The organism is Scleromatobacter humisilvae (genome assembly GCF_023231945.1).
Lineage (GTDB): Bacteria > Pseudomonadota > Gammaproteobacteria > Burkholderiales > Burkholderiaceae_C > Scleromatobacter > Scleromatobacter humisilvae.
On the sequence record NZ_JAJLJH010000002.1, the window covers coordinates 457,020 to 480,957 of the forward strand.

Annotated in this window: 22 protein-coding genes; 10 read left to right on the forward strand and 12 right to left on the reverse strand. The window is 70.2% G+C overall.

What is annotated here, in order from left to right; translation table 11 throughout:
• Nucleotides 1-28 precede the first annotated feature (28 nt).
• From LPC04_RS11445 to yjfF, 3 genes are read left to right on the forward strand one after another with little or no spacing between them, the layout of a single operon-like run.
• Nucleotides 29-1,546, forward strand: a complete 1,518-nt coding sequence (locus tag LPC04_RS11445; RefSeq protein ID WP_275682350.1) for a sugar ABC transporter ATP-binding protein — start codon at nucleotides 29-31, stop codon at nucleotides 1,544-1,546.
• Entirely contained in the window at nucleotides 1,543-2,649 is a 1,107-nt protein-coding gene (locus LPC04_RS11450) for an ABC transporter permease (protein WP_275682351.1), read from the forward strand. Before LPC04_RS11445 ends, LPC04_RS11450 begins: the two co-directional genes overlap by 4 nt.
• Nucleotides 2,650-2,654: 5 nt before the next feature.
• Nucleotides 2,655-3,635: a galactofuranose ABC transporter, permease protein YjfF gene (gene yjfF / locus LPC04_RS11455; protein WP_420854719.1), complete on the forward strand. Its 981-nt coding sequence runs from the start codon at nucleotides 2,655-2,657 to the stop codon at nucleotides 3,633-3,635.
• On the opposite strand, the gene LPC04_RS11460 is transcribed toward yjfF, so the two are convergent.
• From LPC04_RS11460 to LPC04_RS11475, 4 genes are read right to left on the reverse strand one after another with little or no spacing between them, the layout of a single operon-like run.
• On the reverse strand, nucleotides 3,636-4,694 hold the full coding sequence (locus LPC04_RS11460) for an extracellular catalytic domain type 1 short-chain-length polyhydroxyalkanoate depolymerase (protein ID WP_275682353.1): 1,059 nt from the start codon (nucleotides 4,692-4,694) through the stop codon (nucleotides 3,636-3,638).
• 8 nt (nucleotides 4,695-4,702) lie between these two features.
• Nucleotides 4,703-5,119, reverse strand: coding sequence for a CopG family transcriptional regulator (locus tag LPC04_RS11465; RefSeq protein ID WP_275682354.1), 417 nt, complete (start codon nucleotides 5,117-5,119; stop codon nucleotides 4,703-4,705).
• Between the two features lie 36 nt (nucleotides 5,120-5,155).
• A complete protein-coding gene (locus LPC04_RS11470) occupies nucleotides 5,156-6,019 on the reverse strand; it encodes a YbgC/FadM family acyl-CoA thioesterase (protein WP_275682355.1) in 864 nt (287 codons plus the stop codon).
• Nucleotides 6,016-6,930, reverse strand: a complete 915-nt coding sequence (locus tag LPC04_RS11475; RefSeq protein ID WP_275682663.1) for an alpha/beta hydrolase — start codon at nucleotides 6,928-6,930, stop codon at nucleotides 6,016-6,018. The genes LPC04_RS11470 and LPC04_RS11475 overlap by 4 nt, the downstream gene beginning before the upstream one ends.
• A gap of 142 nt (nucleotides 6,931-7,072) precedes the next feature.
• Between LPC04_RS11475 and LPC04_RS11480 the strand changes: the two genes are divergently transcribed.
• The 3 genes from LPC04_RS11480 to LPC04_RS11490 are packed head-to-tail and all read left to right on the forward strand — an operon-like array spanning nucleotide 7,073 to nucleotide 9,496.
• Nucleotides 7,073-8,230: an iron-containing alcohol dehydrogenase gene (locus LPC04_RS11480; protein WP_275682356.1), complete on the forward strand. Its 1,158-nt coding sequence runs from the start codon at nucleotides 7,073-7,075 to the stop codon at nucleotides 8,228-8,230.
• A gap of 40 nt (nucleotides 8,231-8,270) precedes the next feature.
• Nucleotides 8,271-8,966, forward strand: coding sequence for a hypothetical protein (locus LPC04_RS11485; protein WP_275682357.1), 696 nt, complete (start codon nucleotides 8,271-8,273; stop codon nucleotides 8,964-8,966).
• 8 nt (nucleotides 8,967-8,974) lie between these two features.
• Entirely contained in the window at nucleotides 8,975-9,496 is a 522-nt protein-coding gene (locus LPC04_RS11490) for a tetratricopeptide repeat protein (RefSeq protein ID WP_275682358.1), read from the forward strand.
• Nucleotides 9,497-9,551: 55 nt separating this feature from the next.
• On the opposite strand, the gene LPC04_RS11495 is transcribed toward LPC04_RS11490, so the two are convergent.
• Nucleotides 9,552-9,797: a DUF6582 domain-containing protein gene (locus LPC04_RS11495; RefSeq protein ID WP_275682359.1), complete on the reverse strand. Its 246-nt coding sequence runs from the start codon at nucleotides 9,795-9,797 to the stop codon at nucleotides 9,552-9,554.
• 23 nt (nucleotides 9,798-9,820) lie between these two features.
• A complete protein-coding gene (locus LPC04_RS11500; protein WP_275682360.1) occupies nucleotides 9,821-10,399 on the reverse strand; it encodes a type 1 glutamine amidotransferase domain-containing protein in 579 nt (192 codons plus the stop codon).
• 212 nt (nucleotides 10,400-10,611) lie between these two features.
• Between LPC04_RS11500 and LPC04_RS11505 the strand changes: the two genes are divergently transcribed.
• Together LPC04_RS11505 and LPC04_RS11510 are read left to right on the forward strand one after the other, a co-directional pair.
• The gene (locus LPC04_RS11505; RefSeq protein WP_275682361.1) at nucleotides 10,612-11,358 is read left to right on the forward strand and encodes an N-acyl amino acid synthase FeeM domain-containing protein; all 747 of its coding nucleotides are present in this window, start codon (nucleotides 10,612-10,614) and stop codon (nucleotides 11,356-11,358) included.
• 172 nt (nucleotides 11,359-11,530) lie between these two features.
• Nucleotides 11,531-12,337, forward strand: coding sequence for an N-acyl amino acid synthase FeeM domain-containing protein (locus LPC04_RS11510; protein ID WP_275682362.1), 807 nt, complete (start codon nucleotides 11,531-11,533; stop codon nucleotides 12,335-12,337).
• A 162-nt stretch (nucleotides 12,338-12,499) separates the two neighbouring features.
• Here LPC04_RS11510 and LPC04_RS11515 read toward each other — a convergent pair whose 3' ends face one another.
• Both LPC04_RS11515 and LPC04_RS11520 read right to left on the reverse strand, forming a co-directional pair.
• Nucleotides 12,500-13,285 (reverse strand): hypothetical protein, encoded by a 786-nt coding sequence (locus LPC04_RS11515; RefSeq protein WP_275682363.1) that lies wholly within the window; start codon nucleotides 13,283-13,285, stop codon nucleotides 12,500-12,502.
• 163 nt (nucleotides 13,286-13,448) lie between these two features.
• A complete protein-coding gene (locus LPC04_RS11520; protein WP_275682364.1) occupies nucleotides 13,449-14,729 on the reverse strand; it encodes a nucleotide sugar dehydrogenase in 1,281 nt (426 codons plus the stop codon).
• A 232-nt stretch (nucleotides 14,730-14,961) separates the two neighbouring features.
• Here LPC04_RS11520 and LPC04_RS11525 point away from each other — a divergent pair, with 232 nt between their 5' ends.
• A complete protein-coding gene (locus LPC04_RS11525; RefSeq protein ID WP_275682365.1) occupies nucleotides 14,962-15,927 on the forward strand; it encodes a polysaccharide deacetylase family protein in 966 nt (321 codons plus the stop codon).
• On the opposite strand, the gene LPC04_RS11530 is transcribed toward LPC04_RS11525, so the two are convergent.
• From LPC04_RS11530 to LPC04_RS11545, 4 genes are read right to left on the reverse strand one after another with little or no spacing between them, the layout of a single operon-like run.
• A complete protein-coding gene (locus LPC04_RS11530; protein WP_275682366.1) occupies nucleotides 15,905-17,962 on the reverse strand; it encodes a hypothetical protein in 2,058 nt (685 codons plus the stop codon). The genes LPC04_RS11525 and LPC04_RS11530 overlap by 23 nt on opposite strands.
• Complete coding sequence (locus LPC04_RS11535; protein WP_275682367.1) at nucleotides 17,959-20,427, reverse strand: hypothetical protein; 2,469 nt, start codon at nucleotides 20,425-20,427, stop codon at nucleotides 17,959-17,961. Before LPC04_RS11535 ends, LPC04_RS11530 begins: the two co-directional genes overlap by 4 nt.
• Nucleotides 20,428-20,455: 28 nt before the next feature.
• Nucleotides 20,456-21,706, reverse strand: coding sequence for a pyridoxal-dependent decarboxylase, exosortase A system-associated (locus tag LPC04_RS11540; protein WP_420854715.1), 1,251 nt, complete (start codon nucleotides 21,704-21,706; stop codon nucleotides 20,456-20,458).
• 11 nt (nucleotides 21,707-21,717) lie between these two features.
• Entirely contained in the window at nucleotides 21,718-23,337 is a 1,620-nt protein-coding gene (locus tag LPC04_RS11545) for an acyl-CoA ligase (AMP-forming), exosortase A system-associated (RefSeq protein ID WP_275682368.1), read from the reverse strand.
• Nucleotides 23,338-23,686: 349 nt separating this feature from the next.
• Here LPC04_RS11545 and LPC04_RS11550 point away from each other — a divergent pair, with 349 nt between their 5' ends.
• Nucleotides 23,687-23,938, forward strand: coding sequence for an acyl carrier protein (locus LPC04_RS11550; protein ID WP_275682369.1), 252 nt, complete (start codon nucleotides 23,687-23,689; stop codon nucleotides 23,936-23,938).

A 23,938-nucleotide genomic window follows, 5' to 3' on the forward strand; every position in this document is an offset into this window, starting at 1 on the left:
ACGACGTCCTCGCCCTCGGAGCGCTTCCTTGCTGAACGCCACGGGAATCGACAAGCGCTTCGGCGCCGTCTCCGTGCTCGAAGGCGTGCAGCTGACCCTGCGCGCCGGCGAGGTGCACGCGGTGATGGGGCAGAACGGCGCGGGCAAGTCCACGCTGATCAAGATCCTCACCGGCGTGATCGCGCCGAACGCGGGCACGCTGTCGCTGGCCGGCCAGGCCATCGCGCCCGAGTCGCCGCTGGCGGCGCAGCGCCTGGGCATCAGCACGGTGTACCAGGAGGTCAACCTCTGCCCCAACCTCACGGTGGCGGAGAACATCTTCGCCGGCCGCTATCCGCGCCGCGGCTGGACGGCGCTCAAGGCCATCGACGGCCCGCGCATGCTGCGCGAGACGCGCGCCCTGCTCCAGCGCCTCAACATCGCCATCGACCCGGCGCGCACGCTCGGATCGCTGCCTGTGGCGATGCAACAGCTGGTGGCCATCGCGCGCGCGCTGAGCGTCGACGCCAAGGTGCTGATCCTCGACGAGCCGACGTCCAGCCTGGACGACAGCGAGGTCGAGAGCCTGTTCGCGGTGCTGCGCGGGCTGCGGCAATCGGGGCTCGCGATCCTGTTCGTCACGCACTTCCTCGACCAGGTCTACGCGATCGCCGACCGCATCACCGTGCTGCGCAACGGCCGCTTCGTCGGCGAATGGACGCCGGCGCAGCTGCCCGCGCCGGCGCTGGTGGCGGCAATGGTCGGGCGCGACGTGGCGCTGGCGTCGGCCGAGAGCGTCGACGCCGAGGCGCCCGCCAAGCAGGACGAGCTCGAAGGGTCGACGCCGCGGCTGTCGCTGCGCGGCTTCGGCGCGCAGCGGCGCCTGCATCCGCTGAGTCTCGACCTGCACGCCGGCGAGGTCGTCGGCGTCGCGGGCCTGCTCGGCTCCGGCCGCACCGAGCTGGCGCGCCTGATGTTCGGGCTCGACGCCGCGGACTTCGGCACGCTGCAGGTGCAAGGGCAGGCGGTGCGCTTCACGCATCCGGCCCAGGCCGTGCGGCTGGGCCTGGCGTTCTGCCCCGAGGAACGCAAGGCCGACGGCATCGTCGGCGAGCTGAGCGTGCGCGAGAACATCGTGCTCGCGCTGCAGGCGCGCGCCGGGCTGTGGCCCTGCATCCGGCCGACGAAGCAACGCGAGCTCGCGCAGCGCTACATCGAGCTCCTGGGCATCCGCGCCGCCGATTCGGACATGCCCATCGCGCTGCTCTCGGGTGGCAACCAGCAGAAGGCGCTGCTGGCGCGCTGGCTCGCGACGTCGCCGCGCGTGCTGATACTCGACGAGCCGACGCGCGGCGTCGACGTCGCCGCCAAGCAGGAGCTGATGAACGAGGTGATGCGCCTGGCGCGCGACGGCATGTCGGTGCTGTTCATCTCGTCGGAGATCGACGAGGTGCTGCGCATCTCCGACCGCATCGTCGTGCTGCGCGACCGCCGCAAGGCCGGCGAGCTGCCGCGCGGCGCGAGCGAGGCGCAGGTGATGGACATGATCTGCGAGCCGGCGGCATGACCACGCACGACATGAGCACACCCACGCCGCTGCCGGCCAGGCAGACGCCTCCGCCCAAGCCCGATGCGATCTGGCTGCGCGCCGCGCGCCATCCGCTGGTCTGGCCGCTGGTGACGCTGGCGCTGATCCTGGCCGTCAACGCGAGCCTGAACCCGGGCCTGTGGCACCTGCAATGGCGTGACGGGCACCTCTACGGCAGCCTGATCGACATCGTCAACCGGGCCGCGCCGCTCGCGGTCGTCGCGCTGGGCCTGACGCTGGTGATCGCCACGCGCGGCATCGACATCTCGGTGGGCGCGGTGGTGGCGATCTCCGGCGCGGTCGCCGCGCTGCTGATCGGCAACGAGTCCGCGGTCGTCAACGGCACCTTCATGCACCTGAGCCGCACGCCGCTCGCGCTCGTGATCCTGGGCGCGCTGGCCGCCGGCGCGCTGTGCGGCGCGTGGAACGGCCTGCTGATCGCGCGCGCAGGGCTGCAGCCCATCATCGCCACGCTGATCATGATGCTGGCCGGCCGCGGCGCCGCGCAGTTGCTGACGGGCGGCCAGATCCTGTCGATCGGCTATGCGCCCTACTTCACGATCGGCAGCGGCTTCTTCCTCGGCCTGCCCGTCGCGGCGCTGATCGCGCTGGCCGTGTGGGGCGGCATGACGCTGATGCTGGAGCGCAGCGCGCTGGGACTGTTCATCCGCGCGATCGGCATCAACCCGCGCGCGGCGCGTGTCGCGGGCGTGCGCGCGCGCACGATCACCGTCTGCGTGTACGCGTTCTGCGGGCTGTGCGCGGGCGTCGCGGGCGTGATCGTCAGCTCCAACGTCAAGAGCGCCGACGGCAACAACGCGGGCCTGCTGATGGAGCTCGACGCCATCCTGGCCGTCACCATCGGCGGCACGCTGCTGACCGGCGGGCGCTTCTCGCTCGCCGGCACGGTGATCGGCGCGCTGATCATCCAGACGCTGACGTCCACCATCTACGCGATCGGCGTGCCGCCGGAGATCAACCTGGTGGTCAAGGCCGTGGTGGTGTTCGCGGTGATGCTGCTGCAGTCGTCCGAATTCCGGCGCCAGCTGCGCGCAATCGCGTTCCGGGGAGATCCGCGATGAGCACGATGGCCTTGAAGGGCCGAGCCTTCCGCATCCCGCCCGTGGTGGCCAGCGTGTTGCTGCTGCTCGCGATGGTCACCTTCGGCAGCGTGATGTACACCGGCTTCTTCAGCGCGCAGGTGTTCCTCAACCTGCTGATCGACAACGCGTTCCTGCTGGTCGTGGCGGTGGGCATGACCTTCGTGATCCTCACCGGCGGCATCGACCTGTCGGTGGGCTCGGTGGTGGCGTTGACGACGATGGTGTCGGCCGCGCTGGTCGAGCATCGCCACTGGTCGCCGGGCGTCGTGGTTCCGCTGGTGCTGGCCGGCGGCGCGCTGTTCGGCGCGTTCCAGGGCTGGCTCGTGGAGCGCTTCCGGCTGCAGCCCTTCATCGTGACGCTGGCGGGCATGTTCCTCGCGCGCGGTCTCTGCTACGTGATCAGCATCGACTCGATCAGCATCACCGAGCCGACCTTCACCGCGATCGCGCAGACCCGCGTGCCGCTGTTCGCCGGCGCGGCGCTGTCGATCGGTTCGGTGATCGCGCTGGCGACCTTCGCGGTCGCGGTGTTCGTCGCGCACGGCACGGCCTTCGGACGCAACGTCTACGCGATCGGCGGCAGCGAGCACTCGGCGCTGCTGATGGGCCTGCCGGTGGCGCGCACCATCGTGGGCGTCTATGCGCTCAGCGGCTTCTGCGCCGCGCTGGGCGGCGTGCTGTTCACGTTCTACATGCTGTCCGGATATGGACTGCACGCCACGGGGCTGGAGCTCGACGCCATCGCCTCGGTCGTGATCGGCGGCACGCTGCTCGCGGGCGGCGTCGGCCTCGTGGCCGGCACGCTGTGCGGCGTGCTGATGCTGGGACTGATCCAGACGCTGATCACCTTCGACGGCTCGCTCAGCGCCTGGTGGACGCGCATCGTCATCGGCGCGCTGCTGCTGGCGTTCTGCCTGCTGCAGCGGCTGACGCAGCGCGGCGACGGCGAGGCCGCGGCGGCCTGATCAGGCCTTCGGGTGCTGCAGGAAGAAGCGCAGCATCTCGGCGCTGGCATCGGGGCCGCGCGGATCGGTGTACGAGCCGGCGAGGTCGCCGCCCGCCCAGGCGTGGCCGGCGCCGTGGATCGTCCACTGCTCGCCCCGTTCGGCGCCCCGCCCGTCGACATGGACGCGCCGCGAGTACGGCACGCCCATCGCGCTCGATCCGCGGGATGCATCGCCCTGCGCGGCCAGCCCGGCAGACGCGAGGATGCGTTCGCCATTGACGACGTTGACGGTCTTGTCGGCATCGCCGTGGAACACGATCGTCGGCGGTGTCGCGCTCGTGCGTGGTGGGCGTGGCGCCGACGGCGCGCCGCCGCTCATCGCCGCGAACGCGGACTGCACGTCGCGCGCCGACCCGGTGGGCAGGCCCGAATGCACGCCGACGGCGGCGAACAGGTCGGGATAGGCATCGCCGAGGATGGCCGCCATCGCGCCGCCGGCCGACAGCCCGGCGACGTAGACGCGCGCCGCGTCGACCCCGTGCGCCTCGACCACCTCGCGCACGATGCCCGCCAGGATCGCCGGCTCGCCCTTGCCGCGCGCCTGGTGGTTGTGCTTGAACCAGCTCCAGCAGCGCTGCGCGTTGGCGCGCTGCGATTGCGACGGATACAGCACGAGGAAGCCCCGCTCCCGCGCGAGCGCGTTCATGCGCGTGCCGCGCGCGAAGTCGTCGGGGTCCTGCGTGCAGCCGTGCAACATCACGACCAGCGGCAGCAGGCGGTCGTCCTCGCGTGCCGGCGTGAACAGCTTGTAGTCGCGGCCGCCGCACTCGTTCTTGAAATGGCCCGACGTGAACGACTCGCCATTCGCGCGCCGCGGCGCTCGAGGGTCGGCGACGGGCTCGCCGATGACGCGCACCTCGACATCGATGATCTCGGCATCGTCGCGGGGCATCGGTGCGCGCGCGGCGGCAGGCGCGCCGCCGAGCGCCCGCTGGATCGCCGCCGTCGCCTCCGTCAGGCTGCCGGACTGCACGAGGCGCGTCGCCTCGGTCATCAGGCGTTCGAAGTCGTCGTTCATGGGGGTTCTCATTTCAGGCGGTCGGCCAAGGCGCTCTTGACCTGGGGGGTGGCGTGCAGGGATCCCAGCACGTCGATGGAATTGAGGGTCGCGAGCGCGAGCGCCGGCGTGACGTCCGGCGCGATCGACAGCAGTCCCAGCACGCGCACGTCCAGCATCTCGCCGCGCGCACGCACGGCCTCCAGCTCGGCGGTCGTCAGGTGCTGGATGCCCAGCACCAGCGTCCGCCGGTTCACGACCTGCTTCACGGCCTCCGCGTGCGCCGCGATCTGGTTGCGGATCGCGGTGCGGATCAGGTCGCTGCGGTTGGCGTAGAAGCCTTCCTGCACGAGCAGGTCGATCTGGCCGAGGTCGACGAAGCCTACGTTGATCGTGATCTTCTCGTCGACGGGCTTGGCATGGGCAGTGGGTCTCAGGGCTGGCATATCGCCATCCTACCACCATCCAAGTGGATGGCCTACCTAAGGCCTTCGCCGCATCTCCAGGTGCCCGATACCTGCCTCGTCGAACGGTTCGCCGTGCGCGAGAAAGCCCGCGCGGCGGTAGAAGCCGATGGCGGAGACCTGTGCATGCAGCATCACCTCCCGGTCGCCGCGCCGTCCGGCCGTCGCCATCAGCGCCTCCAGCAGCTCGCGGCCGATGTTGGCCCCGCGCAGGCCCCTGCTGACGGCCATGCGGCCGATGCGGGCGGGATGGCCCGGGCCGCCGGCGGCCAGCAGCCGGCCGGTGCCCACCGCCAGGCCCAGGCGGTTGCGCGCCAGCGCGTGCACGGCGACCAGGTCGGCGGCGTCGCGCTCCAGCGCCAGCGGCACCTTCTGCTCGTCGACGAAGACGGCGGTGCGGATCGCCTGCGCCTCGGCGCCGAGCTCGCTCCACCCACCGACGCTCACGCGCACCATCGCCTCGCCCGCCGCGTGCGCGCGGAACGCGTCGACCAGCGCCGCCGGCGCCGGTTGCGGACGCCGGGTCGCGGCGTCCGTCCAGACATAGACGATCTCGCCGTGCACGAGCAACTCCTCGCCGCGGAACACGGCCGCCACGAAGCGCAGCGAGCTGGTGCCGGCGGACTCGAAGCGGATGCCGACGTCCAGCGCGTCGTCGTAGCCGGCCGGCGCCAGGTACTCGAGTGTCGACTTGCGCACGAACAGGTCGCCACCGAGCGCCGCCAGCGTCGCCTCGTACGGCAGCGCGAGCGCGCGCCAATAGTTACCCATGGCCGTATCGACGTACATCAGATAGTGGCCGTTGAAGACGACCTTCTGCATGTCGACCTCGGCCCAGCGCACGCGCAGCGGATCGAGGAAGCGGAATTCGGAGCGTTTCATTCGAAGGCTTTCTTCAGGGCGTCGGCGATGGCCTGCTGGGCCTGCGCGGCCTCGGGCAGCATGCGGCCCATCTTGATGAAGTCGTGCGTCACGCCGCGATAGATCTCGAGATCGACCGCGACGCCGGCCGCGCGCAGGATATCGCCATACGCGACCGCCTCGTCGACCAGCGCGTCGCACTCGGCGATCACGATGCAGGCCGGCGCAAGACCCTCGTGGTCGGCGGCGAGCGCGGGCGCGAAGCGCCAGTCGGTGCGATCGGCTTGATCGATGTATTGATCGAAGAACCAGTCGACCTGCTGCTTCTCCAGCAGGAAGCCGTGCGCGAAGCGCGCGTGCGACGGCGTGTCGGCGTGCGCGATCGTGCCGGGCGTGATCAGCACCTGCAGCGCCAGCTTCAGGCCAGCGTCGCGAGCCATCAGCGTGCAGACGGCCGCCAGCGTGCCGCCGGCGCTGTCGCCGCCGATGGCCAGGCGCGTGGTGTCGAGGCCGAGGCGCACGCCCATCGCCGGGTCGGACAACGCCCGCAGCGCGGCCCAGCAATCGTCGACGGCGGTCGGGAAACGATGCTCGGGCGCGAGGCGGTAGTCGAGCGCGATCACCGCGGCACCGCTGCGCAGCGCGAGCTGGCGGCACAGGCTGTCGTGCGTCTCCAGGTTGCCGATGGTGAAGCCGCCGCCGTGCAGGTACAGCAGCACCGGCAGCACGTCGGCGGACGGCGCATACAGGCGGGCCGGGAGCGTGACCCCGCCGGCGCCGGGCAGCGCGATGTCCTCGACGCGCGGCAGCGGCGCGCGCGGCGGCTCGAGCACCTCGGCCGCGGCCGTGTAGGCGACGCGGGCGTCGGCGGGCGTCATCGTCTCGAAGCCGGGACGGTTCGCGCGCGCGATGCGCTCGAGCAGCGCGGCCATGCGCGAGGTCAGGAGATCTTTGGCGGACAAGGGACGTGGCGTGAACGGATGAAGCCGACAAGCATAAGGGACACGACGCAGCGGCGACAGCCCGGTTGCCCGGCGCGTCCTAAACTCCAGCGTTGCCTTCGACGAGACCACCATGGCCCGCTTCCAGTACGTCACGCAGATCGAGATCGACCCCGGCGCCGTGCGCCTGCTGCCGCAGGAATGCAAGGCCGCGGGCATTGCCAGGCCGCTGGTGGTGACCGACGCCGGCGTGCGCGCCGCGGGCGTGCTCGACATCGCGCTGGCCGCGCTCGCCGGCGTGCCGCATGCGGTGTTCGACCAGACGCCCGGCAACCCGAACGAGGCCGCGGTGCGCGCGGCCACGGCCGTCTATCTCGAGAACGGCTGCGACGGGCTCATCGCCGTGGGTGGCGGCTCCAGCATCGACCTGGCCAAGGGTGTCGCGATCACCGCCACGCACGAGGGCCCGCTCGCGAGCTTCGCGACGATCACCGGCGGCGCCGAGCGCATCACCGCCAAGGCCTCGCCGCTGATCGCGGTGCCCACCACCGCGGGCACCGGCAGCGAGGTCGCGCGCGGGGCGATCCTGATCGTCGACGACGGCCGCAAGCTGGGCTTCCACAACTGGAACCTGCTCCCGCGCGTGGCGCTGCTCGATCCCGACCTCACGATGGCGCTGCCGCCGGCGCTGACCGCCGCCACCGGCATGGACGCGATCGCGCATTGCCTGGAGACCTTCATGTCGGGCAAGGTCAATCCGCCGGCCGACGGCATCGCGCTGGACGGCCTGAGGCGAGGCTGGGGCCACATCGAGCGCGCGTTCAGCGACGGCCGGACCGCCCGCGAGGCGCGCTGGAACATGATGAGCGCCAGCATGCAGGGCGCCCTCGCCTTCCAGAAGGGCCTGGGCTGCGTGCACAGCCTCAGCCACAGCCTGGGCGGCGTGAATCCGCGGCTGCACCACGGCACGCTCAACGCCGTGTTCCTGCCGGCCGTGATCCGCTTCAACGCGGGCGCCGAGTCCATGCGCAAGGACGATCGCCTGAACCGCATGGCGCACGCGATGGGCCTGCCGCACGGCCCCGACTACGCCGACGGCGTCGCCGTGGCCCGGGCCGTGTTCGACATGACGGCGCGGCTCGGCCTGCCGACCGGCCTCGCCGCAATGGGCGTCGGCGAAGCGCTGTTCGACGAGATCATCGACCACGCGATGGTCGACCACTGCCACGCGACCAACCCGCGCCTGGCCAGCCGCGACGACTATCGGCGCATGCTGCAGGAGTCGATGTAAGGCGGTGCGCCGCACGCGGCGAGCTAACATCGCCGCCACGATGAGCACCGATACCCCCGACCTGGACCTGCCCGCGCCCGTCGCGCCCGCCGACGTGGGGCATCGCGGCCTGCTGGATCTCTACATCCGGCCGCGGCGTTTCTTCGCGCGCTCCGCGAACTACCAGCAGCACCTGCTCGTGCTGGCGGCCGCGTTGGCCGGCGGCCTGGCCAGCGCGATCGACCGGATCGACAGCAAGCTCGTCATGGCGCAGGCCGGACTGGGCGGCAGCGCCGCGCAGTTCGCCCTGGCGATCGGCGAGACCTGGACGCGCTACTGGGGCTTCGTGGCCGTCATCGGTACGATCGGCGCCGGCCTCCTGTGGCTGATCGGGGGCTGGTGGTATCGACTGCGCCTCGGGTGGTCGGGCGCGGTGCGTCCCGACCCGACGACCGCGCGCCAGGTCTACGTGCTGCAGAACCTGGTGTTCGCGTTGCCCGCGCTGCTCGTGACGATCGTGAACACGCTGCGATTCGACAACGCAGGCGTCGCGGCGGCGGCCGCCGTCGACGCCGGCACGGTGCTGGTCCTGGTGCTGCTGCTGTGGTCGGTCCGGGTCAGCTATTGCGCCGCCACCACGGTCTTCGAGCTCAAGCCGGGCGCCGCCAGGCTGTGGTTCTTCGCACTGCCGTTCGCGCTGTACCTGTTCGTCGGCGGCATCGTCGCGGCGGTGCTCGCGTTGTTCAGTCACGCCTGAGGTCCAACATGGATACCGCCTTCAACGATTGGGAGTCGCGCGTCGCGGCGGCCTGGAAGATCGCCGACACGCTGACGCCGCAGGAACTCGTGCGCACGATCGACCAGTTGGCGAACGAGCGGCCCGTCGACGACCCGTTCGCGCTGTTCGAGCGTGCCTGCGCGCGCGACACCGCGGGCATCGAGGACGGCGCCGAGCCGCTGTACCGCGCCGCGCTCGCGAGCGGCGCGCTCGACCCGTATCGCCACGCGCGCGCCAGCATCCAGCTGGGAAGCACCTTGCGCCATCTGAACCGGCTGGACGAGAGCGAAGCCTTGCTGCTCGCCCAGCTCGAGCGCTGCAAGGCCGAGGGCCCCGGTGCCGTGCTCCACGACGAGGCGCGCGCGGTCCTGGCCTTCACCTGGATCGCGCAGGGCCGCGCGGTCGAGGCCGCGGCGCTCGCGCTCGAGACGCTCGCGCCGCACCTGACGCGCTACAACCGCTCGATGGCCGCCAACGCGCGCGCGCTGCGCGGGCACTCTCCGCTGTAGGACATCCTCGCTCGACGCTCCGCGCCCTCCGGCGCTTCGTTCGATGCGCGACCGATCAGTGCTTGTGGCCGACCTCGCGCCACGAGCCTTCCTGCACCTCGACGCCGAATTTCTTCGCCGCCGTCTTGATGTGCTTCCAGGCCTCGTCGCGTTCGGCATCGGTGACGCCCTCGACCTGGTTGAAGCGCGCGATCGCGTTGCGCACGTGGGCAGCGTTCTCCAGCGGCTCCTTGCGCTGCTTCGGGAACGCGAAGCTGCCGCTGGGTTCGGCGTTACGGTGGGCGGTATCCAATCGGGCCATGGAGATTCTCCTGTGACGTGGGATCAGTCGGCGATGGGCATCGCCATCTCGCGCTTCTCGGGCGCGCGTTGCAGGGCCGCGATGAACTCGCGGTTGAAGGCCGGCAGGTCGTCCGGCTTGCGGCTGGACGTCCAGTTGCCGTCGCAGACAACCTCGCGATCGACCCAGGTCGCGCCGGCGTTGCGCAGGTCGTCCTCGAGCGAGGGCCAGCTCGTCAGCGTGCGGCCCGCGGCCAGGCCGGCCGAGATCAGCAGCCATGGGCCATGGCAGACGACGGCGATGGGCTTGCCGGCGCCGTCGATGGCCTGCACGAACCTCTGCGCCGACTCGTTGGTACGCAAGGTGTCGGCGTTGACCACGCCGCCCGGCAGCACGAGGCCGTCGTAATCGTCCGGCCTGGCGTCGTCGAGCGGCACGTCGACATCGAAGCTGTCGCCCTTGTCGTGGTGCTGCATGCCGCTGACCTTCGGGCCCTTGGGCGACACGATGTGCACCGTCGCGCCGGCGGCCAGCAGCGCCTTCCTGGGCTCGGCGAGCTCGGCCTGCTCGAACAGATCGTCCACCAGGATGGCGATCTTCATGTCGTTGAGTTGTCGGGTCATGGGGTCCTCGGCGGTGAATTCGCGCGGATGCGCGTCGCCTGGTAGCGGCAGTCCCCATGCCCGGACGAGGTGGCGGGGCACGCCTGCAGGCTGCGGGATAGGCGCCGCCGCGGCCGCGGACGAGAATGCAACTTGATACATGAGCGGAGCCAAAGTCCCCCAAACTAGGGTTGACGTGTGATCTTTGTCACATCGCCCCAGGAGCAGGAACATTGAACGCAGTTAACAGGATTGATTCGGATTCGCGCCATCAGATGGCCCGGCTCCTGCTGGACGAGCCCGCACCCTGGAGCATCCTCGAGCACGAAAAAGGAAAACGCCTGTTGACCATCCGCGCGGCGGATTGCGACGGCGAGCGGAGCTCGGCCCACATCCTGGTCAACCGCATGTACGCGGCGCGGGGCTACACGACGTCGACGGTGCCCGACCATTCGAGCCGCAACCGCATCACGCTGGTGGCCAGCGAGGAGGACGAGACGGTCGGCACCATCACGGTGAGCTTCGACGGCCCGCAAGGCTTGCTGGTCGACGAATCGTTCGCGGCCGAAGTCGCGCAACTGCGGGCCGAAGGCTTCGCGCTGTGCGAATTCATCAAGCTCGCGATCGACGGCGTCGTGCGTTCGAAGAGGGTGCTGGCCTCGCTGATGGACGCCGCGTTCCTCTGCGCCCGTGAGGTGCAGCGCTGCGACAAGGCCTTGATCGAGGTCAATCCGCGCCATGTCCGCTTCTACGAGACCATGCTCGGTTTCAAGGTGTTGCGGCGCGACCGCATGAACCACCGCGTCAACGCGCCCGCGGTCTTGATGTCGCTCGACCTGGATTTCGCGGATGAGCAGGTTTTCGAGGCCCACCAGGACGACAGTTCCCCCGCGGCCGGCAAACGATCCCTTTATCGGCATGGTTTTTCACCGGAAGAGCGGTCGGGTCTGGTCAACCGTCTTCGCCGAACCTATTCTTAGGACGTGCTCGGGCGTACGACGCCGCGGGAAGATCGCCGGCGCTGCGTATCAGGTGGATACAAGTTCACTGACGAGGAGGCCTCGACGCGTCGATAGGTACATTGACGATCAGGCGAACACGAATTCCGGCGGGCGCACGCGCCCGGGCCGGAGGGAAGCGAAAGGATTGGCTGTGAGTGAAGACACCATCATCGGTGCGGCGTTCGAACCGGAGCGGCGCACGGGATCGGGCGGCCAACGTTCGCAATCTCAGGATCAGGCCGACGCGGGTGAACGCCTGTTCAAGATCCGCGCGGCGCGCACGCCGGGCCAGCGACGCTCGGCGAGCACGCTGATCAACCTGCGCTACGCCTGGCGTGGATACGCGACCAAGCCGCTGCCGCAGGATGCTCCGCCGGGCCGCATCACCCTCGTGGCCGCCGAGCAGGAGGAGACCATCGGCACGATGACCGTCGGCTTCGACGGCAAGGACGGCCTGATGGTGGAGGAGCTGTTTCCCGGCGAAGTGCACAGCCTGCGCGCCGAAGGGCACCGCGTGTGCGAATTCACCAAGCTGGCCATCGACGGCGCCTCGCAGTCGAAGCGCGTCCTGGCGACCCTGTTCCACGTGGCCTACCTGTACGCCTATCGCGTGATGGGCTACGACTGCCTGCTGATCGAGGTCAATCCCCGGCACGTCAACTACTACAGCCGCATCCTTGGCTTCACCGTGCTGGCGTCCTCGCGGATGAACCTGCGCGTGAACGCGCCCGCGGTGCTGATGTGCCTGGATTTCGCGCACACGCAGGAGCAGATCGCCCGTTTCGGCGGGCAGCCGCAGTTCTCGGCCACCGAGCGTTCGCTGTATCCCTATTCGTTCTCGCAAGAGGAAGAGGCAGGCATCGTCGCGCGCATCCGGCGCGGCGACCATCGCATGGCACAGGCCCACTACACGGCGTGGCCGGCGGCCGAAGGCGCAGCGATGCACGCGAGTATGTAAGCTTTGGAAACCGAGCTGGACAGCAGGCGGAGGCGAACTCCCTTGCTGTCGAGCTGAACGCGGCCCGCGCCTGTCCGTCCGTCCCGGCTGCGCGGGCAGGCCGCCGCGGTATCGATGCTCGAAGACGCCGCAGTGGTGCAGGTCACCCGGCGGCAGTTGCGCTCACCGTCTCCCGCGCGACATCGCGATGCGCGTCACCCCGACCAAAACGACCGCCAGCCAGGTCAGCGGATGAACCAGCACCTCGCGGCAACGCTTGAGCGCTTGCTGGATCGAGTACTCGGGCGCGGATTCGGCCAACAGTCGCGCTCCCGCGGTTTCCTGGACAGGCGCGGCGGCCGCGCGATGCGGTCCGGCGCCGGGCGGGGGCATCTCGACCGGCGGTTCCCTGCGCAACGCCAACGGTTTCACGCCGCTGGATTGCGTCTCCACCGGCAGGCCCAGGTCGCCGCCAGCTCCGGGAACGGCCGGAAGTGCCCGGTCGGGCGCGCTGTCCGGTGCATTGTCCGGTTTGCCGAAGACGTCGTGCATCCAGTCCCGCGCGGTCAAGGCGAACTTCTTGAGGCCGTCGCCGTCGCCGCCCGCGACCTCGTCCTGCTTCTTCGGCAGCGCCGAGGGGGCCGGATGCGCCTGCGCGCCAACGCCCTGGATGTCGATCGGAATCAGCGCGGGGTCGCGCGCCGAGGCCATCGCGTCGGCGCGTTCCTGGGCCAGCAGCTTCTTGTCCGAGTCGGTCGACAGCGAGGGGCGGCGGTCGATGATCGCCGCTTCGCGCGACGAACTCGCACCGGGAGAGGCCAGCCCGGCAGCCTGCCCTGCGCGTGGATCGTCGGCGCCGCCCTGGGCGGCCGCGTCGTCGGCCGGGATCGGATTCGCCTGGCACGCAGCGAAGCACCCCCACATGATCGCAGCGGCCCCGGCGCCCGAACGAAGAAGCCTTGCACCCACCGTCCTCGCTCCTGCTCGTATGTTGGTCGTCGATTCCTGGATCAGGAATGCACGTCAGCAGCGTGCATCCTCTGTCCGGCAGGAGGATGTTACCTGCGGTAACCGCGCTCGTCCACGGTGCCAAACCCTGCGAAACCCGCGGATTGGCGCCGTTCGTGCGATCTCAGAGGCGCCAGAGTTGCAGGCCGGCGCGACCCACTTCGGCCGGGTCGTAGGCGCTCTTGACGTCGGCGAAGACGCCGCCCGGCACGAGGCGCTGCGCAAAGGCCTCGATGCCCATCCTGGCGTACTGCGAGTGCGACACCGCGGCCACGATCGCGGACGCCACCGGCAACGCTTCCCACGGGGTCAGCGTGACGCCGTACTCGTGCTCGCATTCGGAGGCGTTGGCGATCGGGTCGTGGATCACCACGTTGACGCCGAAGCTCTGGAGCTCGCGCACGACGTCGATCACCTTGCTGTTTCGCAGGTCGGGGCAGTTTTCCTTGAAGGTCATGCCCAGCACGATCACGTTGGCGCCCTTGACCGGCAGGTCGCGCGAGATCATCTGCTTGATGGTCTGCTCGGCGACGTACTTGCCCATGCTGTCGTTGATGCGGCGGCCGGCCAGGATGACCTGCGGCGTGTAGCCCAGCATCTCGGCCTTGTGCGTGAGGTAGTACGGATCGACGCCGATGCAATGGCCGCCCACGAGGCCGGGACGGAACGGCAGGAAGTTCCACTTCGTGCCGGCGGCCTGCAGCACTTCCAGCGTGTCGATGCCGATGCGCTTGAAGATCACCGACAGCTCGTTCATCAGCGCGATGTTCAGGTCGCGCTGCGTGTTCTCGATCACCTTGGCGGCCTCGGCCACCTTGATGCTGCTGGCGCGGTAGACACCTGCCGTGATGACCGAACCATAGACCTCGGCCACCAGGTCCAGCGTCTTCGGCGAATCGCCGGAGACCACCTTGGTGATCTTCGTGACGGTGCGTTCCTTGTCGCCGGGATTGATGCGTTCGGGGCTGTAGCCGACGAAGAAGTCCGTCTTCCACTTGAGGCCGGAGTGCTTCTCGATGATGGGGACGCAGATCTCCTCGGTCGCGCCCGGATATACCGTCGACTCGTAGACGACCGTCGCACCACGCTTGATGTGCTTGCCGACACTCTCGCTGGATTTGACCAGGGGCGTGAAATCGGGCTGGTGCGCGTCGTCGACCGGGGTGGGCACGGCCACGACGATGAAGTCGGCTTCGGCGATGACGGCCGGATCGGTGCTGTAGCTCAGTTGCGTGCTGGCCTTCAGCTGCTCGCCGCTGACCTCGCCGGTCGGATCGACGCCGCTGATGTAGGCATCGACCTTTTCCTGCGAGAGATCGAAACCGAGCGTCCTGAATTTCTTGCCGAACTCGATCGCGAGCGGCAAGCCCACGTAGCCCAGCCCGATGACTGCGATAGTCGTCACGTTCTTCTTTCCCCGATGAATCTGAAACCTCACCACGCCGCGCCTGAGGTCGCGGCGTGCCCCTGCCCAGCTTAAACTATCCCGGTGTCGCCCCGATTCACTGGAATTGGGGAAGCGTGCCTGCAACACCCGCAAACACGGGATGTCGTGTGGCATTCTCCCGACTAAACGCCAGCAACTTCATGCCGCAACGGATACCCCCCACGTTCGAATCAGTCCTTGGCGGCACGCGATGAGCCGCGCCGTCCGGGCCGTCTCCACCGTCGTCTCGCCGGCGGGCCAGCGTGCCAAGCTGCTGACGTTCTTCTTCCATCGCGTGCTCGAGAAGCCCGATCCGATGATCCCCGGCGAGATGCACGCGACGCAGTTCGACGAGGCGCTGCGCTGGATCGGCGACCAGTTCCGCGTGCTGCCGCCGCTGGAAGCCTGCGAGCGCCTGGCCACGGGCACCCTCCCCGCACGCGCCGCGATCATCAGCTTCGACGACGGCTACCGCGACAACCACGACGTCGCGCTGCCGCTGCTCAAGCGCCATCGCATGACGGCCGCCTTCTTCGTGGCCACCGGCTATCTTGGAGACGGCGTGCAGTTCAACGACCGGCTGACCGAGGCCGTGCGCGCGCATGCCGGCGACAGCTTCGACGCCGGGTGGCTGGGCCTGGGCATCCTGCCCACTGGCGACCTGCCGGCGCGGCTGCGGACCCTGCACCGGCTGCGCGAGGGCATCAAGTACCTGCCGCCGGCCGAGCGCAACCAGGCGCTCGAACGCATCGAGTCGGCCTGCGGTCTGGCTGCATCGCGCAGCGCGCGCGATCGCGTCATGATGACGCCGGAGGAAGTGCAGGTGCTGGCCGCCAACGGCATGGAGATCGGCGGCCACACGGTGATGCATCCGATCCTGAAGTCGGTCGACGACGACACGGCCTTCGAGGAGATCCGCCTCGGCCGCGACGCGCTGGCCGCGCTGCTGCCGCAGCCGCCGCGGCTGTTTGCCTACCCGAACGGCAAGCTGGGGACGGACTTCGATCCGCGCCACGCCGACATGGCCCGCCGTGCCGGCTTCTCCTACGCGTTCTCGACGCAGCGCGGGGCCGCGGACGCGCGCACGGATCGCATGATGCTGCCGCGCTTCATGCCCTGGGACAGGCAGGCGCTGCGCTTCAAGCTGCAGGCGCTCAAGGTGTTGCTCGGGCGTTGACGCCGGCGCCGAGCTCGGCGCCCGCGATCACGACGAAGAACAGCAGGAACGCGACGCGCGGCACGTCCATGACGCTGTTGACCAGGCCGGCGCACAGGGCACCGCCCAGCGACGCGGCCAGGAACGGCGCGAAGACCGGCCCGCTCGGGCCCGCGTGCGCGAGCCGCCGCAACGCGATCGCCGCGCAGGCCAGGAACGCGAGCAGCGCGGGCAGCCCGCGCTCGACCAGGACGTCGAGATAGAGGTTGTCGATGTGCCAGGGCACGTAGTAGCCCATGGCCGTCGGCAGCCAGTGGGCCAGGCCATTCGAGAAGTCGCCGTTGGACAGCAGCGGCGTGCCGTCCGGGGCCGTCAGCACCAGGTGATCGACCGCCACGTCGCCGCCGACGTCGATGTCGGCGATCGAGAAGATGGCGCCACGCGGCCACGCCGGATCGCCGACGCTCATGGCCTGCCCGTACACCATCATCGTCGCGTGTTGCCATCCCGCCGTGGGCTTGCGCAGGGCGAGGACCCCGGCCTGGCAATGCCGCGCATACAGCAGGTGGCTCTCGCAGACACGCACGTACAGGTGCGCGGGCGTCGCGGCCCGGACGTCGAGATCGAGCTGATGCCGATTGCCCGGATGGATCGCGACGCGCTGGTTCAGCGCCATGACGCCGTCGATGTCGTCTCGCGTGCGAGGCCCGAGCAGGCGCACGAAGCGCGCTGGCTGCCAGCGCACGTCGCCCGGGAACTCGAGACCCGGCACGCGCGTCGCGTAGCCCTCGGGCAGCCGGCCGGCGCCGATGCCCGCGAGCCAGTCAGCGGGCGTGTCCATCAGGCTCACGCCATCGCTCCAGTGCTCGCGCCGGCTCAGGTAGTCGCTGTCGGTCGCGGCGATGCGTTCGCGCAGGAACGTGCCCAGGCCGATCACCGCGAACACCTCGAGCAGCAGCGCCATCGCCAGAGCGGTCGACGCGGCCACGCGCCACGAGCACGGGCGCTTCCAGCGCAACCAGGCCGCGGCGGACAAGGCCAGTGCCAGCAGCATGAGCCCCGCCGGCGCGGCGCCGCCCCAGTCGAACGCCAGGATCAGCACGGCATCGATCGCGACGAGTGCCGCGGCGGCGCCGACGGCGGTCACCCAGCCGCTGCGCCGGCCCCGCCCTGCCCGTCGCAGCATCACGACGCCGAGCACGGCAAGCGGCACGGCCACGGCGACATAGACGCCGCGCGAGAACGTCGTCAGGCAGGTGTAGACGGCCAGCAAGGCCAGCGTCGCGGCGACGCTCCAGAGACCGGGCGACTTCTGCGACCAGAGCGTCCAGGCCACGAACGGCACCGCGAGGCCGAGGTAGGCGTCGATCGCGCCGCCGCCCACGTGCATCTCCCAGAACAGCGCGGTGGTGCGATACGGGCCGGAGAACTGCCACAGGCTCGTGTAGGCGGCGCGCTCCGAGATCGCGGCGAGCACGACCGCGAGCAGGCCGCCCAGCATGCCGGCGACCAGGCGCCGCACCGCGGAATCGCGGTCGACAGCAAATTCGCGGCGCAGCGGTCGCCACAGCAGCGCCGCCCACAGCACGCTCTTGAACACGCGCCAGGCGTTGAGCGGATCCTCGTAGCCCTGGAACCAGGCGCCGGCCAGCGACGGGCCGCCGGCGGCCGCGACGCCGCGCGCCAGGCTGGCGACGCTGAGCAACGCGAACGCCAGCGCGGCCCATTCGAACGGCGTCCATCGGCGTGGCTGTTCCGTCGAGCGATCCGCCGACCACGCCGCCCTCGCCTGCAGCGCCGCGGCGACCGCCAGCACGAGCAGGTCGAACTCCTCGATGACGAGGCCTCCGGTCCAGGGTGCGAAATCGAGGATGGGCAGGGCCGCCGGCACGATCCACAGCCAGTGCCGCGGGCGCCACGCCACAAGCGCCATGGCCGCGACGAAGGCGATCAGCGCCCATGCCGGCGCGAGCGGATGCTGCCGGGCCAGCACGGCCCCGAAGCCGGCGCACAGGACGGCCGCCAGCGCCGGCAACGCCTGCGGGCGCCTGATCACGTGCGCCGCAGGCCGTGCAACGTCAACGCTTGCAGCAGCAGGAAATAGAAGACGAAGGCGTCGCGCGGGACATCGACCAGGCTGTCGAACAGGCCGACCACGATGAAGCCGGCGATCGAGCCGGCCAGCGCGGGCGCGAGCGGATGCGCGCGCGCCGAGCCGAAGCCCAGCCGCCACAGGCCGCCAAGCAGCATCAGCACGAACACGCCGAGGCCGAACAGGCCCTGGTCGAACAGCACGTGCACGAACACGTTCTTCAGGTGCCAGGGCAGGTGGTTGCGGTCGCTGGAGAAGAACCAGTGCGCCATGCCGTGCGAGAAGTCGCCGTTGATCAGCAGGTCGTCCCCGCCGGCATCGAGCAGCCGCACGTCGCGCACCTCGAGCAGCGTGGCCTGCGACCGGTTGCTGATCGAGAAGCTCAGCATCCGCGGCGCGAACGGGTGGCCGCCCGAGACGGCCGCGCCGTCCAGTGGCGTGCGAATCGCCTGCCAGGTCGCGCCGGTCGCGGGCACCTCGACCTCCTTGAGCAGGCAGCCGCCGTTGTACAGCAGGTGCTTCTCGCAGAGCTCGAGATGCAGGCCCGTCGGGCGATCCGCGTGCACCATCAGTTCGACCTGCACCGGCTGGCGTGGGACGCGCACGCGCTGCGAGACGCGCAGCAGCTCGCCCCATCCGAGCATGTGGCGGCCGGCGGACAGCGCCAGCGCGGGCTCGGCGGCGGTTCCCCGCAACGCGTAGTCGCCCGGCGCGTCGGTGTTGCCGTGCAGGATGAAATACGTCGCGGGGTATCGGCCCAGTCCGACGCCGAACGCCCACTGCTCGGGCGAATGCAGCACCGACAGGCCTTCGCTCCAGTGATCGATGCGGGTCTGCAGGTCGCCTTCGGTGGTCGACATCCGATCCGTCATGTAGGCGCCGCCCATCATCACGCCGATGCCGCCGCTGGCGGCCACCATGCACGCGAAGACGGCCGCCTGCCAGCGGCGCGAACTCGGCCACGCGCGCTCCGGGCGTCCGGCGCGCGCGGAGGCGAGCGCCAGGGCAATCAGCAGCAACACCGCCATCACGGGCAACGCACGAATGAGCGCCGGCTCGCCGCCCCAGTGCCAGCAGACCAGGCCCAGCGCGAACAGGACGGCTGCATAGCCCGCGAAGGCCATCCAGCGCGTGCGGGGCGCATACGAGGCCGCCCCCGCGAACGTGAACGCCAGCGCATAGGCCACGTAGGCGCCGCGCGGCAGCGCCCAGGATGCGAGCAGCACCAGCCCCGACAACGCCACCGAGAGCGCCGCCGTGCGCCATTCCGGCGCGGGCTCCTGGCCGGCCGGACTCGCCCCCAGGCGCAGCAACAGCGCGAACGCGCCGAGCACCGCCAGCAGGCCACGATAGCCAGCCACCGGGAACAGCCAGAACGCCGCGCCCGCGTAGCCGATGACGAACACCGCCGCCCAGCCCATCCATCCACGCACGGAGCCGGCCAACGCGGCGCGCTGGCGCATCCCCAGCCAGGCCATGACCACGAGGCCTACGGGAATGGCCAGGAACACGCCGCGCGAGAAGGTCGTCAGGCAGGCATAGCTGGCCAGGACGAGCGTCGCGAGCGCGCCGATCCAGCGCCAGCCGCGCCCGGCCGTCTGCAGCTCGCGCACGGCGAACGGCACCGTGAGCGCCAGGAAGCCATCGAGCGCCGCGCCGCCGACGTGCATCTCCCAGAACAGCGCGGTGGTGCGGTAGTCGGTCGTGAAATCGAGCAGGCGGGTGAAGGCCAGGCGCTCCCACAGCGCGGCGAGGCTGACGCCGGCCAGCCCCACGCACAGGCCGGTCGACCAGTAGCGCGACGCCTTCAGCGGGTCGGCGGCGTGCGCGTCGCGCCAGAGCGGAAACAGCAGCAGCGCGAAGAAGAAGCTCTTGGCCAGGCGCACCGAGTTCATCGGCCCGAAGTAGCCCTGGAACCAGCCGAACTCGAATCCGCCGGCGTCCGACACCCCGCGCACCAGCGCCACCGCGATCGACAGCGCGAACAGCACGACCAGCAGCCGCGACGACAACGCGACGGGCGCGTCGTCATGCGCGTCGCCCTGGCGCGGCGCCCCGGCGCGCTCCAGCGCACGCCGCGCATAGCCACCGGTGGCGACGGCCAGCACCAGCATGTCCAGCTCTTCGAACGTGAGCCAGCCGGTCCAAGGCGCGAAGCCCGCCAGCGCGAGCACGGCCGGCAGCGCCAGGATCCAGGCGCCCGGCCACAGGATCGTGCCGGCGGCCACCGCGATGAACACGGCCGCCGCGACCAGCGGCGGGCCGATCGGATATTGCAGCGCCAGCGCGAGTCCGCAGCCGGCGCAGGCCAGGCAGACAAACGCCGCGAGCAGCCGGATCGACACGGGCCGTGACGGTTCCGACGACGATCCCCTCGGGGCGATGGCGCCGACGGGGCCGCGCGAGTTGGCGTGAAGGGAATCTGCCATCGCGAATCGGCCGGCCGGCGCGTCGGCGCTAGACCAGCACTTCCGTGCAGCCCGGGTGCCCGAGGAAGGCTTGCGGGCTCGCGCTCGCGCCGTAGGCCCCGGACTGGAACACCACCACCAGGTCGCCGGCCTGGGCCACCGGCAGCGCCATGCGGTCGGCGAGGAGGTCGAGCGGCGTGCACAGCGGCCCGACCACCGTCGCCTCCTCCAGCGCCGCGTCGCCCTGGCGGTTGCCGATCGCGACGGGATAGTTCTTGCGGATCACCTGGCCGAAATTGCCCGAGGCCGACAGATGGTGGTTGAGCCCGCCGTCGGTCACGAGGAAGACCTTGCCGCGCGACTCCTTGCGATCGAGGATGCGCGTGACGTAGACGCCCGCCTCGCCGACGAGGTAGCGGCCGAGTTCGAGCACGATGGAGGCCGCCGGCAGGTCGCGCGCAGCGCGCTCGCGCAGGCTCAGCAGGTTGTCCGCGATCGGCGCGAGGTCGAGGCGCTGCTCGCCCGGGAAGTACGGGATGCCGAAGCCGCCGCCGAGGTTGAGCGATCGCACCGCCTCGGGCTTGTGCGCGGCCAGGCGCAGCGCGAGTTCGTAGGACTTGAGCTGCGCCTCGCAGATCGCCTCGGCCCGCAGGTTCTGCGACCCCGCGAACAGATGGAAGCCCTCGAACTCGAGGCCGAAAGCGTCGATCGCATCCAGCATCGCGGGCACGACCTCGACGTCGACGCCGAACTGCTTCGGGCCGCCGCCCATCTTCATGCCCGAGCCCTTCAGCTCGAAGTCCGGGTTCACGCGCACGGCCACGCGCGGCGCGATGCCCAGCTGCGTGCCGATGTCCTTCAACAGGCGGACCTCGCGCATCGACTCGACGTTGAGCAGCACGCGCGACGCCACGGCTTGCCTCAGTTCCGCCTCGCGCTTGCCGGGCCCCGCGAAGCTGATCTCGCGCGGATCGGCGCCGGCGTCCAGCGCCACCTTCAGCTCGCCGGCCGAGGCCACGTCGATGCCGTCGACCAGTTGCGCCATCAGCCCGACGACGGCCGGCATCGGGTTGGCCTTCATCGCGTAGTGCAGGCGGATCCCCGATGGCAACGCGTCGCGAAGCTCGGCGACGCGCTGGCGCAGCAGGCCGCGATCGTAGGCGAAGAACGGCGTCTGGCCGACGCGCTCGGCCAGGGTCGACAGCGTCTCGCCACCGACGAGCAGCTGGCCGCCGGCGGTGGCGAACTGCGTCATCGACGCGTGGCGCGGCGCGCCGGGCGCGACCTGCAGGGGATCCATCGACGACTCCGTCATGTCGGCTCCGCGGCGCTGCGGGCCTGGGCCGACCATTCGGTCGACAACAGCTTGCGATCGATCTTGCCGTTCGGATTGCGCGGCAGCGGACCGACGCGCACGGCGATGCCCGCCGGCACCATGTAGGCCGGCATGCGGGCGCGGCATTGCGCCTGCAGGGCCGCAAGGTCGACGCTGTCCTGCCCCGCCGGCGCCGTGGCGATCACCTGGATCGCCTGTCCGAGCACGGCGTGCTCGACCCCGAACGCGACGCACTCGCCGACATGCCGCGTCGCGTACAGGATCTCCTCGACCTCGGCCGGGCTGACGCGGTAGCCCGACGTCTTGATCATCTCGTCGCGGCGTCCGATGAAATACAGGAAGCCTTCGGCGTCGCGGCGCACCGTGTCGCCCGAGTAGACGGCGAACTCCGGCAACTGCAGGCCGACTTCGCGCCAAGGGCCGCCGGCCGGCAAAGGCTTGTAGCGTTCGGCGGTCTTGGCGGCGTCGTTCCAGTAGCCCATGCCGACCAGGCCGCCGCGGTGCACCAGCTCGCCGGGCTCGTCGGCATCGCAGCTCGTGCCGTCCTCGCGCAGCACGAGGATCTCGGCGTTGGGGATCGCCTTGCCGATCGAATCGGGCCGGCGATCGACCTCCTCGGGAGGCAGATAGGTCGAACGGAACGCCTCGGTCAGGCCGTACATCAGGAAGGGGCGGCTGCGCGGCAGGTGCTGGCGCAGCAGCGTCAGCGTCTCGAGCGGCATGCGCCCGCCCGTGTTCGCGAAATAGCGCAGGTTGTCGGCGACCGACTCCGGCCACTTCAGCGCGGTGAGCTGGATGTAGAGCGGCGGCACGGCGGTCAGGCCGGTCACCTTCTCGCGCTCCATCGCCTTGAGCACGTCGCGCGGCAGCACGTAGTTCAGCAGCACCACGCGGGCGCCGCTGTGGAACGCGGTCGTCAGCTGGCTGAAGCCGGCGTCGAACGACAGCGGCAACGCCGCGAGCAGCGTGTCGCCGGCGTGGTTCTCGAGGTAGGACGCGACGCTCTTGGCGCCCAGCACCATGTTGCGGTGGGACAGCACGACGCCCTTGGGCTTGCCGGTGCTGCCCGAGGTGTAGAGGATCGCCACCATGTCGGTGTCGATGACGCGGTGATGCGCGCCGGGCGGCGTGTCGAGGAAGCCGTCCCACGACGTCGAGCGCAGGCGCGGCGGCAGGCCCGCGGGCTCGGCCTCCGCACCGGTCGACACGACCTGACCCAGGCTGCCGCAGCGATCGAGCACCTCGGTCAGCGTGGCGAGGCGCTCCGGCGACGTGACGAGCAGGCGCACGTCGCAATCGGCCAGGATGAAGCCCACCTGCTCCGCCTTGAGCACCGGATTGATCGGCACGAAGACGGCGCCGGCCGCGGCCGCGCCGAAGCTGGCCACGACCGTCTCTACGCGCTTCTCGAGATAGATGCCGACGCGTTCGCCGCGGCCGATGCCGGCCTGGACGAGTCCGGCCGCGAAACGCTGGATCGCCTCCAGCAGGCTCCCGTACGAAACGTGGCAATCGCCGTCGGTCAGCGCGATCGCCGACGGCGTGCGACGCGCGCTCGTGGCAATCAGTTCATGAAGAAGCGTCGAATCGTTCACGGGCACGGCACAGGCTGACGTCGAGGAGGAAAAAGTATCGCACGCCGTCCGCGGCGGGACGGGGCGACTGCCGCGCTGTCGCGCGAAGGAGCGCGGTCGTCCCCGCTCCGCGCCTTCGTCTCGACAACAGACCCGACAGTGTCGTTTGCAAGGTGCGTCGACGCCTCGGAGTTCCCCCTAGTTCAAGGTGCCCGTGCGGCCTCGGGCGCCCTCGCCGCAGCCACATTCGTGCCATCGATCACGAAGCGCCGATGACATGTCCGCCGTGTGACGGATTCGGGGGCGTTCGGGATCGACCGCCGCAATCGAACTCAGATACCATCCTGGGAAATTGGAGGGGTCCGCTCGGATGGACACGACACAAGAAATCATTCGCCTGTTGGACGACGTGCTGAGCCTGGGCGGCCGCACCGCGTCATTCACTCGTGCAACGCCGCTGCTGGGGTCGGTCGCAGAACTCGACTCCATGGCGGTCGTCTCGCTGATCACAGCCATGGAAGAGCAGTTCGGGATCGTCATCGACGACGACGACATCGACGGACACACGTTCGCGACCGTCGGCAGCCTGACCGATTTCGTGTCGGGCAAGCTGGCCGGCTGA